The following is a 17,317-nucleotide window of genomic DNA, read 5'->3' as shown; positions in this document are numbered from 1 at the left end:
GCTATTTGGGTAGGATGATCCTCACGGTCTGCAGGGGATAGCACATGAGCGAATTAACACCAGGATTTATTGTTGCGCACAGTCACAGGTTAGAAGAGCTGACTGACCTGGTGGTGCAGCTCACCAGCAACTACCCCCTGTCACCGCTGGCGACTGAAACCATGCTGGTGCAGTCCAATGGTATTGCGCAGTGGCTTAAGATTCACCTGGCCGAAGAAGCCGGTATTGCCGCTATGTTGGAGGTGACCTTGCCGGCCCGCTTTCAGTGGCAGGCGTATCGCGCCGTACTCGGACAACAACTGCCAAAAACCTCACCTTTTGACAAAGATCGGCTGACCTGGCGCATCCTGCGGATACTGCCTGATCATCTGCAGGAAGCAGAATTCAAAGCCTTGCACGACTATATTGCCGACGATCAGGATCAGCGCAAGCTTTATCAGCTCAGTGAGCGCCTGGCCGATCTCTACGACCAGTATCAGATGTACCGCGCCGACTGGCTGGCTGACTGGGCCGAAGGGGGGCAGCTGCAGGCCGATGAAGATAACCACTGGCAGCCGCAGTTATGGCGCTATCTGCTGGCGGACGTTGGTGAACATAGCTGGAACAACCGGGCCGACCTGCACCGGCAGTTTATCCAGGCAGCTTCACAGCTAACCCCCGCCACACGCCCGGCGGGCATACCGCCCCGCATCGTGGTGTTTGGCATCTCCAGCCTGCCGCAGCAGGTACTGGAATTGCTGGATGCCTTAAAAGGGTGCTGTCAGATCGTGCTTTGTGTGCATAATCCCTGCAAATACCACTGGGCAGACATCGTTGATGGCCGCGAGCTGCTCCGGCAAATGGACATTCAGGCGCAGCGGCACCGGTTTAAGTCCGGCATGTCGGAAGACACCCCGGATGAGCAGTTGCATGCCCAGGCGCAACCATTGCTGGCAGCCTGGGGCAAACAGGGCCGCGACTACATCCGGCTGCTGGATCGCTTTGACGAAACGCGCCTGAAAGCGGCGGAATTTAATGAGCTGAATTTTGAGTTATTCGACGTGCAGCCAACGGCAAACCTGTTACAGCAGTTACAGGACGATATTCTGGAATTGCGACCGCTGGACGAAACCCGGCGGCAGTGGCCGGATTATCAGCCCTCTGATCAGTCGGTGATGGTGCACTGTGCGCATAGTCCGCAACGCGAAGTCGAAGTATTACATGACCAGCTACTGGCGGCTTTTGCCGCCGATGCCAGTCTCAAGCCGCGGGATATTATGGTGATGGTGCCGGATATCGACGCCTACGCGCCCCATATTGATGCGGTTTTTGGCCGGCTTGCCCGCGATGACGCACGCTATATTCCGTACACCATTGCCGACCAGGGGCAGCGCCATCGTAATCCGATGCTGATTGCGCTGGAGCAGGTGCTTACGCTGCGTCAGAGCCGTCTGACCATGAGCGATGTGCTGGATTTGTTGCAGGTACCGGCGCTACAGCGTCGCTTTGGTCTCAGTAGTTATGACGTGGATCAGTTGCGTGACTGGATCCACGGTGCTGGCATTCGCTGGGGGTTGCATGGTGCCCATCGCGAGTTGTTGGGGCTGCCGGCGGGCGATGGCGTGAATAGCTGGCAATTCGGGCTGCGCCGCATGCTCTTGGGTTACGCCACAGGCGAGCCGGAGGCCATGGCGACTAGTGCCGATTCAGACTGGCTGGGGGATGAGCCTTACAGTGACGTGGCGGGACTGGAAGCCGCCGCGGCCGGCGGGCTGGTCGAGCTCATTAATACCCTCGATCAACATTTCCGGGAACTTGCCACTGACCGCACGCCAACGCAGTGGGCCGACTATCTGACCGAATTGCTGGACTCGATTTTTGCCGCTGAAGCGGATGCGGATGTGGTTCTGCTGAGCCGGCTGCAGCAGCAACTTGAACAATGGCTGACCGCCAGCACCGAAGCTGAGTTCGACGACACCCTTCCGCTAACGCTGGTGATTGAGAGCTGGCTGAGCCGGCTGGATGAACAAAATCTGCAACAGCGGTTTCTGGCAGGCAGTGTAAATTTTGCGACCCTGATGCCGATGCGGGCGATTCCGTTTCGCTATGTGTGCCTGCTGGGCATGAACGATGGTGACTACCCGCGGGCGCAGAAACCGGTTGATTTTGACCTGATGGCGCGTGATTACCGGCCTGGCGACCGCTCGCGCCGGGAAGATGATCGGTATTTGTTTCTCGAAGCCCTGTTGTCGGCCCGCGATTGCTTTTACGTGAGCTGGAACGGTCGCAATATCCGCGATAACAGTGAGCGGCCGCCGTCGGTGCTGGTCAGCCAGCTGCTGGAACATCTGCGCTACGGCTGGCAGGCTAACGAGCTGGTTACTGAGCACCGGCTGCAGCCGTTCAGCCCGGCTTACTTTGAACGCGCGCAGCCGGAGTCCGGTAAGCTGTTCACCTTCGCGCAGGAATGGCGGGCTGCTCATGTTGAAGCGCCGGCAGTGGCTACTGGCGGCGAACTCGCCGAATGGGCGCCGGACAGTGCGTTAAGTACCAAACAACTAGCGGATTTTCTGAAAGAACCGGCACGACTGCTTATGAACCAGCGGCTGGGCGTTTATTTTTCTGCCGAAGACTTCAGCAGTCTGGACGAAGAAACCTTTGTGCCCGATGGCCTGCTGAACTGGCAATTACAGCAACCGCTGTTCGAACAGCTGTCGGAATTATTGCAGGCGCATCAGGGCGCCGTAGACTGGCAACCCGCGATGCGCAAAGAACTCACGCGCCTACAGGGACAAGGACTGATTCCCGCTGGCGCTGGCGGCGCGGTGATTCGCCAGCAGATTGAGGAAACCCTAACTGAACTGGCGCAGCAATTAGCCGCCTGCCTGGCGGACTATCCGCAAACTGTCGGTGCCGTGGCGCTTACCGCAGAGGGCAGCGGTGATGCGACTTCATTGCGGGTGGCTGACACCATGACCCGGTTGCGCTCCAATCAGAGTGGCGGCTGGTTGCAGCTGGCTGTTACCGCCAGCAAGCTTACCGAAGCCAATGGCACCCCACGCCTCAAGCATGCGCTAAGGTACTGGGTGAATCATGTGCTGCTGAACACCCACAGCGCCACCAGTACGCTGGTGCTGGGGCAGGTGGGCAAGATCAGTTTTCAGCCAATGACAAAGCCGGCCGCGCAGGCCTATCTGCAAACCCTGCTGAGCTGGGTACAGCAAGGCTACCGGCGGCCACTGGCAGCGGAGTTTGAAACCATCTATCAGGGCTGGCGCAGCAGCTACGGGAATAAGCTCGGTGAAATTATTCATGATTCTGAACCGAAATTTGATGATGAGGCTGCCGCGGCGTTTTACAGCGACGGCAACAACCAGCGTGCCGCACAGGTTGAACGGGCGCCTTATGTGGCGCGCTTTTACCCGGATTATGAGGCGCTGGCCACCGGTGATGAGATGATGGCTTTTGGCCAGCAACTTTATCTGCCGGTGGTACGCGCGGCGCTGGAGGATGCAGTATGAGCAGCATGCCTTTGCAGCCATTGCGGTTTCCGCTGCACAACAGCCGACTGATCGAAGCCAGCGCCGGCACCGGTAAAACCTACACTATCGCCGCGCTCTATTTGCGCCTGGTGCTGAATCACGGCGAGGACGACGAGCGCTTCGGTGATTTTCTCAAACCCGAACAGATCCTGGTGGTCACTTTTACCGATGCGGCAACCGAGGAACTGCGGGATCGTATCCGTGCCCGCCTGAGTGAAGCAGCGGCCTATTTTCGCCGGCAAACCGATAAGGCCGATGACTTTTTGCAAGCTTTGCGCGGCGACTATCCTGACGCTGAAGCCTGGCCGGCACTGGCACGTAAACTGGAGCTGGCGGCGCAGTCGATGGATGAAGCCGCAGTCCATACTATCCACGGCTGGTGTAACCGGATGCTGCGCGAGCACGCCTTTGCCAGCGGCAGCCTGTTCAGCCAACAACTTAATACCGACACCAAACAACACTGGCTGACGGCTGCGCGCGATTACTGGCGCACCTTCATTGCTCCCCTCAGCGAGCACCAAACCGAGGCGTACCGCCTGTTAACCAGCGAGCTTAGCACCCCGGAGGCAATATACAGCCGGGCGCGCAATCTGCTCGGTGATGTCGATACCGACAACCTGGCATCGCCGGCGGAATTAATTGAGGACGTATTGCAGGCCGGGCAGCAACTGCGGGACGAATTTCACAGCCAGCCCTGGCACAGCTGGTTAGCGGACGCCCGGGCGTTTCTGGATGAAGTGATTGCCAATAAACAGGCTGATGGCAGGAAGCTACGCCGGGATTGGGTCAGCAACTGGCTGTTGGCGCTGGATGAATGGGCCGCGGCACTGACAACGAATCAGTCCGCGCCGCTGACGCCGGCACTGAGCGAATCGGCCTGGCAGCGACTGAGCCCTGACGGACTGCGGGAAGCACTGAAGATCCCCTTGCCGGATCACCCCTTGTGGCAGACATTAGCGGCGCTGCATCAGACCCAGACCGCATTGCCTGCGATACGCACGCCGTTGCTTCGCCACGCTGCACAATGGCTGCAACAACGCTTCAGTGCCTTGCAGGAGCAGCGTGCCGAGATGGGCTTTGATGACATGCTGACCCGGCTACGACAAGCGCTGCGCAGTGAACACGGTGAAGCCCTGGCCGCTACTATCCGGGAGCAGTTTCCGGTGGCCATGATCGATGAATTTCAGGATACCGACCCGATCCAGTACGAAATCTTCGATCGGGTATATCAGTTGCAGCAGCCCGCTCCGCAAACTGGGATTTTCCTCATCGGCGATCCCAAGCAGGCAATTTATTCGTTCCGTAATGCCGATATTTATACTTACCTGCGGGCGCGCCGCGCAACCGCCGGGCGGCACTATACCCTGGCGGTGAATTTCCGTTCCACCGAGGCTATGGTAACTGCCTCGAATAAACTTTTTGAACGGGCCCGGGATTATCCACGTGGTGCCTTTTTGTTCCGCACTACCGGCGAAGACCCGGTTCCCTTTACCGCCGTGCGGGCGAATGGCTTGTCGCGCCAGCTCATCATTGCGGATAAGCCCGGCCCGGCATTGCGGCTGGATGTGCTGCAGGCCGCCGATAAAGCGAAGAAACCGGTGCTGCAGGCAGCGCTGGCGGCGAAAACCGCGGAACAGATTGTGCGTCTGCTGCAGGACCCGGCCAGCGGCTTTAAGGCCGATGACGGTCACTTTGAACGCATTAATCCCAGTGACGTGGCGATACTGGTGAATAGTGCCAAAGAAGCTGCCATCATCCGCGGCGCGCTGCGTGAGCGGGCGGTTCAGAGCGTGTATTTATCCGACCGTGATTCGGTGTTTGCCGGCGCCATGGCCGCTGATCTGTTGCTGATTTTACAAGCTGGTGCGGCGCCGCGGGAGCCTGGCTTACTGCGCGCGGCGCTCGCCACCAGTTTGCTGAATTTGTCGCTGGCGGAGCTGGACTTGCTCCATACTGACGAGCTGGAATGGGACCGCCGCGCCGATCAGTTTCTGGGTTATCACGAACTCTGGCAACAGCGGGGGGTGCTAGCTATGTTGCAGCGGGTGCTGCATGATTTCGCGGTACCGGCGCGGTTACTGCGCGAAGCCGGCGGCGAACGGCGACTCACCGATATCCTGCATCTGGCTGAATTGCTGCAACAGCAATCCGCACTGGTGGAAGGGCGCACCGGTTTGCTGCGCTATTTATCTGAACATATTCAGCTGGCGCGTGATGAAGGCAACCGCACTGACGCCACCGAGCAACAGGTGCGGCTGGAGAGTGATTCGCAACTGGTGCAGGTGATTACTATCCATAAATCCAAAGGCCTGCAGTATCCGCTGGTATTTTTACCCTTTATCAGCAGTTGCCCGCCGCAGCAGTACCGCATCAGTTATCCGGCCCGGTATCACAATGCGGAGGGCGAACTCTGCCTGGCTTACGACAAAGCCGATACTGAAGGCACTCAGCAGGCGGATTTGGAGCGCCTGGCCGAAGATATCCGTAAGCTTTATGTCGCGGTAACCCGCGCTCAGTTTGCCACTTTCATCGGCGTTGCGCCTTTTCCCGACTTCAAAGATACCGCCCTGTGTTATCTGGCCAGCGGCGAATTTGGCGGCAAAGTAGATTTTGACGGCGTCGTCGCGCAGCTAAACGATTTACCTCAGCAGCCGATCGAAACCTCTGGAGAGGTTACCTGCTATCAGCCCGGGGCCCCGGATAGCCTGCCGCTGGCCAGTTGCGAGATACCGCCGGAGCATCGCATGGAACGCTGGTGGGTAGCCAGCTATAGCGCGCTGAAATATGGCGAGCAGATTGCCGCGGATGACGTGAATGCGCTGAACTCGCTGGAAGCGCAGCACGAACAAGCCAGCGAACTGGCCGCCGCCCCGGAGCGGGAGCCGGACCCTGACAGCCTGCATGCTTTCCCGAAGGGCGCCCAGCCCGGTACCTTTTTGCATAATCTACTCGAAGATGCCGCCAATACCGGCTTCGCCGCCCTGGCTGATGACGACGACAAGCTCTGTCAGCTGGTCGCCGGACGCAGCCGGCTTGAGCCCTGGCACAGCCACCAACAAATCCTGCAGCACTGGCTGCGTGACTACCTGCAAACCCCTTTTATAACCGCGGGTGAGGGGGCTGACACCTCTTTTACCCTGGCCGGATTAACCAGTTACCAGGCAGAGCCGGAGTTCTGGTTCGCCACCCATCAGGTTCGGGCGCAGCAGTTGGATCAGCTGGTGCGTGAGCACATACTGCCAGGCCAGGCGCGGCCACAGGTGCTGCCCAGCCAACTGAATGGCATGCTCAAAGGCTTTATCGATCTGGTGTTCGAACATGAAGGGCGCTTTTACGTGGCGGATTACAAATCCAACTATCTGGGACCGGATGCTGGCAGTTACAGCCGCGCTGCCATGGGCGATAAAATTCTCAGTAGCCGCTATGACATGCAGTACGTCATTTATACTTTAGCCTTGCATAAGCTGCTGCAGGCCCGGCTTGGCGAGCGCTACGACTATGACACCCATATCGGCGGTGCGGTTTATCTGTTTATGCGTGGCTATCAGGCGGATACCGGCGGCGCTTTTTTTGACCGGCCGCCGCGCGCGTTAATTGAACGTCTTGAGCAGCTGTTTGCTGGTGAGCAGTCTGCTGTTGCCGGAGGAGTACACTGATGGATGTAATGCAGGAACTCGAGCGCTGGCATCAACATGGCTGGCTACGCGCGCTGGACTTAAACTTTGGTCGCTATCTGCAGCAAAAAGCACCGGCTGATGCGCCGCTGGTGTGGCTGCTTGGCGCGCTGACCAGTCATCAGCTGGGACGCGGGCATCCCTGTCTGGATATTCAGCTGTTGGCGCAGGATGCGGATAGCTATTTATTGTTACCGCCGGAACAGGCTACCAGCGCCAGTCGGTCTGAATGTGTCAGCCCCACCAGGCTTTTGCAGGCAGCCGGTTTGAGTGACGCGCCCGCACAATTGCAGAGTGCGCTGGCTGGCGCGGCCGGTGGCGCGAATTCACCCTTGGTGTTTGCCGCGGACAGACGACTTTATCTGCGTCGGTTCTGGCGCTATGAAAAGGCTATTAAGCAGGATCTTGAGCAACGCATGAACTGGCAGCCCGACCTGAATCTGAAGGAGTTGTCCGGCGTGCTGGACCAGCTATTCGGGCCGCCGGGCGAAGCCATAAGCTGGCAACGGGTTGCCTGCGCCATGGCCGTGCGTAGCGGCTTCAGTATTATCACCGGCGGTCCAGGTACCGGTAAGACCTACACCGTAGTGCGGCTGCTGGCGACGTTGCAGCGGATGCAGCAGCAGGCGGGTGCGCTGACCATCCAGTTGGCGGCACCAACCGGCAAAGCCGCGGCCCGCATGACAGAATCCATTCGTAATGAACTGGCCACCATGCCTGATATTGACGATATCCGTGAGCTGTTGAGCCCGCCGGCGGTGACTTTACATCGCTTACTCGGCACCCGGCGGCAGGGCCGCGGTTTCCGGCATAATGCCCGCAACCCGCTGGTAACCGATGTGGTGATCGTCGATGAAGCCTCTATGGTAGATATTGAAATGATGGCAGCGCTGGTGGCCGCGCTACCAAGCCATGCCCGGTTAATTTTACTGGGCGACAAAGATCAACTGGCGTCAGTGGGTGCCGGGGCGGTACTCGGGCAGCTATGTAGCGGTGCCGAGCAAGGTCATTATCAGCCAGACGTGGCGCAGTGGCTGGAACAGGCCAGTCGCCAGCGTCTGCCCGAAGCCATGATAGATGGCAATGCGCCGGTCTCCGGTGGTAGTCGTTATAACCAGCATACCGTGATGCTGCGTAGCAGCCGCCGCTTTGATGACACTAAGGGCATCGGCAAGCTGGCCGCAGAGGTGAATAACCAGCGCACGGACTGGTTACGCAACTGGCTGGCGGATAGTGAAGGTTTGGCCGATGCTGACCCGCGGTTCGCAAATATTGTCTTGCTGCAGGTGCAGGCTCCGGGTGCGACCGCAATGAAGCAACTGGTGCAACAGGGCCTGCAGCCGTTTCTGCAAAGCTTAAGCAAGCGCCCGGAGCAAGCGGCTACGGATGCTGATTTTGATATCTGGGCGGGTGAAGTGCTCGAACACTATGGTGCTTTCCAGATCCTTACCGCGGTGAATGAAGGCGACTGGGGCATGCGGGCGCTTAATGAGCGCGTTATGAACTGGCTGGACAAGGATACCGCCGGGGCTGAGCCCTGGTATGCCGGCCGCCCGGTAATGATTACCCATAATGACTATAATCTTAATTTACGTAACGGCGATATAGGTATAGCGCTGCAGCGCCGGCCAGGTGAACCCTTGCGGGTGGCATTTAAAACCGCAGATAACCGGATCCGCTGGTTGTTGCCAAGCCGGCTGACTCAGGTTGAAACCGTCTACGCGATGACAGTGCACAAATCCCAGGGTTCTGAATTTGTCCATACGGTGGTGGTGCTGCCGGATCGCGAATCGCCGGTACTGACTAAAGAACTGCTTTATACCGGCATAACCCGGGCCCGGGAGCGCTTTACCTTAGTGGCAGGCAGCCCGCGGGTGGTGCTGGATACAGTAAGCAAACGAGTTGAGCGACTAGGAGGCCTGGTATGAGCCAAATTCAGATCTCGCAGCGGGTAAGCATCCCGGAGAATGAAATCGAATGGCAGTTTATCCGTTCCAGCGGCGCGGGCGGGCAAAACGTGAATAAAGTGGCGACCGCGGCACAGCTGATCTTCGACATTAATGCCTCATCGCTGCCAGAATATTACAAGCAACGCTTGCTGCAGAAAAGTGATCACCGCATCACCCAGAGTGGAAAAATCATCATTAAAAGCCAGGAAACCCGCAGTCAGCTAAGCAACCGGGAAGCAGCCCTGGCGCAATTCATCGCGCTGGTTGCCAGCGTTAATGTGCAGCGTAAAAAACGCATTCCCACCAAGCCGACCAAGGCCAGTAAAGTACGCCGCATTGAAGGTAAGAAAAAGCGTGGCGATGTGAAATCCTTACGGAAAAAACCAATCTAAGCAGCTGCGGGCGCAAAATTTTGCGCTCTTGCACGTCCGACCACTTAGCGCCATACTGGCTTTTGATAAACCGTACTAACAACAAAATACGAATATCCAACAAAATAATAAAAGGTACAGATATGTCTAAAGCACAGGTGTTTAAACGCAGGTCGCTGGCAACTCTGGTCGCGACCGGAGCTCTCTTTACCCTGGCGAGTTGCGGCAGCAGCAGCGATGATGAAATCATCCCACCGCCACCACCCCCACCACCAGCCGGGCTGATTGCTTTTGCCCCAGACGGGAACCTGGATGCGTCAATTAAGTGGACCAATTATGGCGTGCCTTACGTGACAGCGGGCAACCTGGAAAGTCTGGGTTACGGCGTTGGTTATGCGTTTGCGCAGGATAATATCTGTATTCTGGCCGATCAGGTCATCAAATTTAACTCGCAGCGCGCTAAGTATTTTGGCCCTGACCGGGTGCCTGGCTCTGGCGACTCGGACAATATTCTCAATGACTTCGGTTATCTGACTTTGGGTATCCGCGAGAACGCCGAGGTGGGTTTTGAAGAGATAAGTGAAGAGTCTCAGGCGCTGATAACTGGCTATGCCGCTGGTTACAACCGTTACCTTGAAGACACCGGGGTGGCCAATATCGACCCAGCCTGTGCCAGTCAGCCATGGGTGCAACCCATTACCCCGATTGACATTATGACTTATGCTCAGGGCGTGGCTTTATTGCCTGGCGCCGCGAACTTTACCGGGCCTTTATTTTTGGCCATACCGCCAGATGAAACGGCAGCTGTTACCAATCAAGCCACAGGCGAAAGCCTCAGTATGGCGCACCTGGCGTTAGCGCATAATCAAATCCCTGATACCAATCCGAGTGAATCGGGCTCCAATGGCTGGGCAATTGGCTCTGATCTATCTGCTTCAGGGCAGGGTATGCTGATTGCTAACCCGCATTTTCCCCATACCGGCAATCAGCGCTTCTGGCAGTTCGGTATCGAAGTTCCGGGTGAGATGAAAGTTGTCGGCGGCTCGCTTTCGGGTATGCCAGGCATCATCAACATTGGCTTTAACGAGAATGTTGCCTGGACCCATACCTTTTCAACCGCAGCACGTTTTACCGTACATCGTCTGACGCTGGATACCAGCGACAGTGATGGTACTACCTATATGCTTGATGGCGAGCCCGTTGCTATGACCAGAAAGCAGCACGAGATTGAGGTTGCTAGCGGGCCTTCTTCGTCGATTCTGCTGCAGCGCAGCAGCTATCACAGTGAGTTTGGTCCTATTATTGTGATTCCTAACGCACTGCCATGGGGCACCGACGCAACCGGTCAGGAAGTCGCTTATGCGCTGCATGACGCTAACCTGCCGAATTATGACATCCTCGAACACTGGCTGGGCATGAACCTTGCAACCAGTATCGCCGATTATAAACAGACATTTATCGACTATACCGGCACCATCTTTAACAATGCTATGGCGGTAGATAAAGAAGGTAATGCGTTCTTTACCGATGGCTCTTCGGTTCCCGATATTGATCCCGATGCCATTGCGGACTGGGCAGCAGATCCGCTGTATCAGGCACTTACGCAACAGGCGGGCTTGTTTATCTTCCCGGGCAACGAAAGCCGCTTTATCCCTCAGGGTAAAGTACCCTATGAGCGGGCGCCGAAGCTTGAGCGTAGCGACTTTGTTCAGAACTCCAATGACAGCTTCTGGCTGACCAATCCGGAGGCGCCTATCACGGGCGTATCACCACTATGGGGGCCGGTTGGTAACCAGCAGTCGCTGCGCTCACGGCTGGGCCAGAAAATGCTGGCAGAGGGTGGCTCCGTTGACGGTCGTTTCACCCGCGCAGATCTGGTCGATCGCCTGATTGGTAACCGGAATTTCCTTGGTGAAGAAGTACTGACTGACTTGCTTGCTGCTTGCCAGGCTCAGGGTGAAACACCGGTCACTACGGCGAACGGCGGCGTAAACATCAAGCCCGGCTGCGATGCACTGGGCGCCTGGGACGGCACCATGAATCTCAGCAGCGTCGGCGCGATGATGTTCCGTGAATTCGCAACAGAATTTAACCGCAACCGTCAGTGGCAGGTACCCTTTGATCCGGCGCAGCCAGTAACGACACCAAATACGCTGGATGCGAATGACACTGTCCTGCAGCAGTTCGCTGTGGCGCAACAACGTATTACCGATGCGGGCTTTAATGTGGCCGCGACGCTGGGCTCGGTGCAGTTTGTTGAGAAGAGTCTGGCAGATGGTTCACCTTCGGGTGTGAAACTGCCATGGGGCGGCTCGAATAACATCGAAGGCGGCTTTAATGTGTTCCGCAGCAACATGGGTAACGATGGTACCTTGCTACCGCGTCATACCTATCCACAGCTGCCGGGATCAGAACTTAGTGCGGTCGGGGGCGGTTACCATGTGACTTATGGTTCCAGCTGGATGTTCGCTATGGAGTTTACTGATGCCGGCCCGGTCGCGGATGGTTTACTGACGTACTCGCAATCATCCAACCCGGAGTCAGACCACTTTGTCGACCAAACTTTGTTGTACTCCAGTGAGCCGCAGTTACGCACGCTGTATTTCACCAATGAAGACATTGATGCCAATACCGTAACCGAACTGGAATTAACGGGAACCCGGCCTGAATAAAGGCCGGTTTACTGGGCTTCGTGGAGTTCGAAGCGACCTTCCAGACGTTGCAGGTCGTCGTCGGCTCCGCAAATCTGGTAGTTGCCAGCCAGTTCACTTTGAGCTGGCTGTTGCCATAAGGTAATTTTCGCCGGTAAGGCTACCGGACGCTTAAAAGCCACATCAATTTTTCTGATCGCCTGACCGGTCTGCCGTTCAATTTCAGCGTGAGCGCGTGCGGCCATATACATGCCGTGAATAATCGGCTGTTCAAAGCCGAACCAGCGCGATAACAGCGGATGAAGGTGGATGGGATTAAAATCACCTGATAAGCGGGCATACTGCCGGCTGGTGGTCGCATCAAGTGACCAGCTCTTCACCGCCTGCCAGCTTTCGCCTGGTGGAACGGCGGACTTCTTTTCCCGGGGTTTCGGGGTGCGTGCTGCCTGCTTCGGACGTACCTGATATTCGCTGATGCAAGTGGCTACATGGGTGCCATCCTGCCAGAACTCCACCACAAACACCGGCCGCAAACGCCGGGCTGAAACGGTCGGGCCACGCTCAGGTAACTGGATGCTGGCTTGCATGACAAAATCAATATCGGCGGTAACCGGCGCATGCTGTTCCAGACTATTGCTGACGTGAACCAGGCCAGGGGCCGGCCAGGGGAAGCGCTCATCAAGCATTTGTGCCAGGTGGGCCCGTTGTGCCAGGCAATACATCAGGGTGAGCGGAACGCTGCTGACAAAACCACCAAATGCCTGATGGTAACGTTTTAACTGTTCGCGGTTGAATGCAGGCGCCTGGTAGGTTCCCTTTAACTCACTTGCCGCCGCTGTTTGCTGATCGTTACGCGCAACAGTAAACAGGGAACGAAAAAACATTCCCGGAAGATTTGGTAAGTGACTAGGTGGTTCCATCTGCATATGAGCTATCCTCGCGTACACTGATGCCAATATAACATATTTTTGACTTTGACAGGCAATCCTGGCTAGCATCAATTTCATTAGGTAGTATACACGGACTTGCCTTCGGTCAGGACAAACCTCTGTTCACCATTACGGAAATTTAACCGATGAACACCCAACCTCAGCTTGAGCAATGTAGAAATTGCGATACCCAGCTACAGGGCGAATACTGCCATCAGTGTGGTCAGCAGAACCAACTCTATCTGCGTAGTATCTTTGCGGTGGTCGGCAACCTGTTCGGTGAAATAGGCCATTGGGATTCGCGTTTCTACCGAACATTGAACGGGTTAATGTTGCGGCCTGGGTTCTTATCAAAAGAGTTCGTAAAAGGGCGCCATGCAGCCTATGTTCCGCCTTTGCGGTTGTACTTCTTTATTTCGCTGATCGCGTTTCTGGTGCTGTCGCTAACCATCGACTACGAGGCGCTTACGCCGCCTGCTGCCGCTGCTCAGAGTGCCGAAGCGGCGATGACTGACAACGCGCCCCCGATGCTTGATGTGGAATTCGCGGATGCCAGGATCAGCCTGCCATTTCTTACCGAAGAAGATGAAGCAAAATTAAAAGAAAAGCTGGCTTATCTGTCCCAGCATCCGCAGGTGCTGGTGCAGAAGCTGGTATCTCTGGCGCCGCAGATTATCCTGTTGATGATGCCTTTCTGGGCGCTTTATCTGAAAATTATTTATGTATTCCAGCGTCGCTACTATCTGGAGCATCTGACGGTGGCACTGCATACCCATGCGTTCTTATTGTTGTCGCTGACTATCCTGACGATTGTTTCGCAAGCCGCAGACTGGCTGACGGCCAATACCGGGATCAGGGTGTTTGATCAGATTGCTGACTGGACCGAGAACATCCTGCTGATCTGGATGGCGACCTACATGCTCTTCACCCAGAAGCTTTTCTATAATCAGGGTTGGGGAAGAACCCTGATTAAGTTCGCGCTATCAGCCCTGGGCTATGTGGGGCTTCTGAGCCTGGCCTTTGTGGCCATGGTGATTATTGGCGTAATGACCGCCTGATAACGACAGGTTAGTTGTTGTCGTCATCCTTGGTGTCATCTTTTTTCTTTTTGGCTTCTTGTTCTTTTTCTTTGGCTTGCTCTTTCTCTCTGGCTTTATTCTCTTTGGCCTTTTCTTTCAGGCGTTCGCGCTGAGCCTTGCGCTCCGCTTTACGCTCTTCCTGTTCAGCTTTTATCTTTTCCCGGGCCTCGGCGATTCTTTCGCGGCGCCGTTCGGCTTCAGATTTGGCTTTTTCAGCCTGCTCTTTTGCCTCTTCTGCGCGCTCCTGACCCTGCTGCGCGTTGGAATCCTGCGCCAATACCGTGCTGATTAAACCCAGGCTCAGTGCAGCCAGTATTACTATCTTAAAAAATGTTGTCATGATGAATTCCCTATTGTTGCCTGTTATTTCTGCCAGCTGCCTTCATGTCGCAGCAGCCAGACCTTTTTATCGAGTCCGCCGGCATAACCTGTAAGGGTACCGTTGCTACCGATAACACGATGACAGGGGATGATAATTCCCAGTGGGTTACGACTGTTTGCCATGCCAACGGCGCGTACGCCTTTGGGGTTCTGAATAGCCCGGGCGATATCACCGTAACTGGCGAGCTTACCAAAGCCAATGGTATTTAGTTGCTGCCAGACCTGTTGTTGAAAGGCAGTGCCCCGGGGTCGCAGCGGCAGGTCGAACTGCTGTAGGCGTCCCTGAAAGTAGGCTTCAAGTTGCTCTAAAGCACGATCTAATACAGTGCATGAGGTTTTGCCAGTGGCCCCGGACTGGTCAAAGCTGACCTGGCAAATCGCTTCGCCATCACTACATACCGTGACGGGCCCTAACGGAGAATCCAGACTGGCCTGATACATACAAAACCTCATAATCGAAGTGCAGAATCTGTCTCTATTATGAACTATAACCGGCCAAAGCGCATCGACAGTAAAAGTAAACCACCATATAGTTGGGGATTATTAACCACACAGCGACTAATAAGAAGGTGGATTATGGCCAGGCAAGCACGTTACAGCGTAGGCCCCGCAGCACTGGTTGCGGCGGCTTTTATCGGCCCCGGAACCGTGGTGACGGCCACACTGGCCGGCGCGAATTTCGGTTATGCCCTGTTGTGGGCGCTGGTATTTTCGGTACTGGCGACCATGGTATTACAAGAGATGGCGGCACGCTTAGGCGTCGTTACTCAGCAGGGGCTCGGCGAGAATATCCGCGCAGCGATAACCCGGCCGGTATTGCGCTGGCTGGCTGTGGCCCTGGTGCTGGCCGCTATCGTGGTCGGTAACAGTGTCTACCAGGGTGGTAACCTCACTGGCGCCAGTTTAGGAATCAGTGATCTCATTGGCTCCGATCAGGCCAGGGGGCTCACGCCACTGGCGCTTGGCATTCTGGCGGGGATTATTTTATGGATTGGCAGTTACCGGCTGATTGAGCGGGTATTGATCGGCCTGGTAGCGCTGATGAGCGTTGCCTTTATCGCGACCTTTATCCTTACTCGCCCTGACTGGGGGCCCCTGCTAACCGGCCTGTTTATCCCTTCGCTGCCGGTTGGCAGCATACTGACAGTGGTGGCGCTGATCGGTACCACGGTGGTGCCATACAATTTGTTTTTACATGCGTCCAGTGCTGCACAGCGGTGGCAGTCGGCCGATCAGCTACCCGCAGCGCGCCGCGACCTGCTGATCGCTATTCCTGTCGGCGGGCTGATTTCGGTGGCCATTGTCGCCACGGCAGCGTCAGCATTTTTTGGTCGCGCTGTGAGTCTGGAAGGAGCTGCTGATTTAGGCCAGTCACTGCACCCGTTGTTCGGCGATGCAGCGACCTGGTTTATGGCAACCGGTCTGTTCGCAGCAGGTATTTCATCCGCAATGACGGCACCACTGGCTTCCGCTTATGCACTGAGCGGGGTGCTCGGCTATCCGCGTGATTTGAAGAGCTGGCCGTTCCGGCTGACCTGGCTGGCCATACTCATTATCGGAATAACCATTGCCTCGCTGGGCATCCGGCCGGTGAGTGTGATTTGGTTCGCGCAGGTAGCAAATGGCTTATTGCTGCCGATTATTGCGCTGTTTCTGCTATGGGTTTGTAATCAGCCGCGGCTGGGCAGCTATCGTAATTCGATGAGTCAGAACCTGCTGGGTGGGGTGGTTTGTCTGATTGCGGTGGGGCTCGGCCTGCGAAGCTTAGCCAGTGCCTTTGGCTGGCTGGGCTAATTGCCAAATAGCATTTCAAGCTCGACGCCAACGATCCAGCGTGGTTTGCGCGGGTCGGTGAGCAGTTCGCGCGGCCAGTGGACCCCAACCCATCCCTCGAGGAACAGCCATTCGCGCTTGAAGCGGCTGCGATGCAGAGCGCGCAAGCCGTAGTCCTGCATCGGAACTTCGTGGCGGGTTTCACCGTACCACCACACTTCGCCGCCGACGGCGCGTTCGGGGTGGTACATGAAGTAGAGCTTGTTTGAGGCATGCCAGCGCACACCATCAGTGCGTTCGGCAAAGGTGCCGCGGATCCAGAATTTATTAAACCAGCGCTCACTGAACATTTTCTCGTGCTCAATCGTCTGGGCGATACCAAAACCATCGCTGTCACGCCAGAAACCCACTGACTGCAGGGTCATTTCGCTGGCGTCACCAAGAATCGTCCCGTAGCGATAACGAGCCCGTACATAAGGGTCGAGATCCAGTCCACCGCGGAAGCCGGCGCCGAATGACAGGCTATGATCAGCTTCAACGTAAGGGTCGAAACCCAGGCCAACCATCCATTCTTCGTCAGGGTCATTACGGCGAATCACCGTAGGACGGGTTTGTTGGGTGTCGTTGATGAAGTCATCAAAATTGCCGCGGCCGATAATGGCGGAAAGCCGCTTTTCGGCATGGGGGAAAACCAGATTGGCCCGGAAGCTGGAATCAATTTCGAAGCCATCATGTTCGTCCCATACCGGGCTGATAGTCAGGCTGCCATAGCTGCCAGGATAATCAGCAGGATCAACCTCTTCAGCAAATAGCGAATCGATCCACAGCGCACTGCGGTCGACCGTATTTTTAAGCCCTGTCCGAAAACTATCGATTAGTGCTGGTTGCTGCTGATCGGTATCGTCTTCGTTCTGAGCCTGAGCCGGTATAACCGCACTGCAGAGTAGAACCAAGCTTAGCGATAACACGCGGTAATACATTCAGCCTCC

Annotated in this window: 11 protein-coding genes; 7 read left to right on the top strand and 4 right to left on the bottom strand. The window is 56.3% G+C overall.

The genetic code is table 11. The features are described from left to right. The first annotated feature begins 44 nt into the window (after nt 1-44). The 5 genes from recC to IDSA_RS08040 all read left to right on the top strand — a co-directional run bounded on the left by recC (nt 45) and on the right by IDSA_RS08040 (nt 12,187). Nucleotides 45-3,500, top strand: coding sequence for an exodeoxyribonuclease V subunit gamma (gene recC, locus IDSA_RS08060; protein ID WP_034775828.1), 3,456 nt, complete (start codon nt 45-47; stop codon nt 3,498-3,500). Then, complete coding sequence (recB, locus tag IDSA_RS08055) at nt 3,497-7,177, top strand: exodeoxyribonuclease V subunit beta (RefSeq protein WP_034775827.1); 3,681 nt, start codon at nt 3,497-3,499, stop codon at nt 7,175-7,177. Before recC ends, recB begins: the two co-directional genes overlap by 4 nt. Next, nucleotides 7,177-9,123 (top strand): exodeoxyribonuclease V subunit alpha, encoded by a 1,947-nt coding sequence (gene recD / locus IDSA_RS08050; protein ID WP_034775826.1) that lies wholly within the window; start codon nt 7,177-7,179, stop codon nt 9,121-9,123. Before recB ends, recD begins: the two co-directional genes overlap by 1 nt. Beyond that, on the top strand, nt 9,120-9,536 hold the full coding sequence (arfB, locus tag IDSA_RS08045) for an alternative ribosome rescue aminoacyl-tRNA hydrolase ArfB (RefSeq protein WP_034775825.1): 417 nt from the start codon (nt 9,120-9,122) through the stop codon (nt 9,534-9,536). The genes recD and arfB overlap by 4 nt, the downstream gene beginning before the upstream one ends. Nucleotides 9,537-9,658: 122 nt before the next feature. Further along, the gene (locus tag IDSA_RS08040; RefSeq protein ID WP_051986174.1) at nt 9,659-12,187 is read left to right on the top strand and encodes an acylase; all 2,529 of its coding nucleotides are present in this window, start codon (nt 9,659-9,661) and stop codon (nt 12,185-12,187) included. Nucleotides 12,188-12,195: 8 nt separating this feature from the next. Here IDSA_RS08040 and IDSA_RS08035 read toward each other — a convergent pair whose 3' ends face one another. Beyond that, entirely contained in the window at nt 12,196-13,092 is an 897-nt protein-coding gene (locus IDSA_RS08035; protein ID WP_157980783.1) for a MaoC/PaaZ C-terminal domain-containing protein, read from the bottom strand. A gap of 149 nt (nt 13,093-13,241) precedes the next feature. On the opposite strand from IDSA_RS08035, the gene IDSA_RS08030 reads away from it, so the two are divergent. Then, nucleotides 13,242-14,153 carry a DUF3667 domain-containing protein gene (locus tag IDSA_RS08030; RefSeq protein WP_034775824.1) on the top strand — a complete coding sequence of 304 codons (912 nt, stop codon included), beginning with the start codon at nt 13,242-13,244 and terminating at the stop codon, nt 14,151-14,153. Nucleotides 14,154-14,163: 10 nt separating this feature from the next. On the opposite strand, the gene IDSA_RS08025 is transcribed toward IDSA_RS08030, so the two are convergent. Both IDSA_RS08025 and IDSA_RS08020 read right to left on the bottom strand, forming a co-directional pair. Beyond that, on the bottom strand, nt 14,164-14,514 hold the full coding sequence (locus IDSA_RS08025; RefSeq protein ID WP_034775823.1) for a hypothetical protein: 351 nt from the start codon (nt 14,512-14,514) through the stop codon (nt 14,164-14,166). Nucleotides 14,515-14,537: 23 nt separating this feature from the next. Further along, complete coding sequence (locus tag IDSA_RS08020) at nt 14,538-14,996, bottom strand: methylated-DNA--[protein]-cysteine S-methyltransferase (RefSeq protein ID WP_034775822.1); 459 nt, start codon at nt 14,994-14,996, stop codon at nt 14,538-14,540. A 135-nt stretch (nt 14,997-15,131) separates the two neighbouring features. Here IDSA_RS08020 and IDSA_RS08015 point away from each other — a divergent pair, with 135 nt between their 5' ends. Further along, nucleotides 15,132-16,349 carry an Nramp family divalent metal transporter gene (locus IDSA_RS08015; protein WP_034775821.1) on the top strand — a complete coding sequence of 406 codons (1,218 nt, stop codon included), beginning with the start codon at nt 15,132-15,134 and terminating at the stop codon, nt 16,347-16,349. On the opposite strand, the gene IDSA_RS08010 is transcribed toward IDSA_RS08015, so the two are convergent. After that, nucleotides 16,346-17,308 (bottom strand): hypothetical protein, encoded by a 963-nt coding sequence (locus IDSA_RS08010; protein ID WP_051986173.1) that lies wholly within the window; start codon nt 17,306-17,308, stop codon nt 16,346-16,348. The two genes, IDSA_RS08015 and IDSA_RS08010, sit on opposite strands and share 4 nt — an antisense overlap. Between the last annotated feature and the right edge of the window lie 9 nt (nt 17,309-17,317).

This window comes from Pseudidiomarina salinarum (assembly GCF_000753715.1).
Taxonomy (GTDB): Bacteria; Pseudomonadota; Gammaproteobacteria; order Enterobacterales; family Alteromonadaceae; genus Pseudidiomarina; species Pseudidiomarina salinarum.
This window is presented reverse-complemented; position numbering and strand designations above follow the sequence as displayed.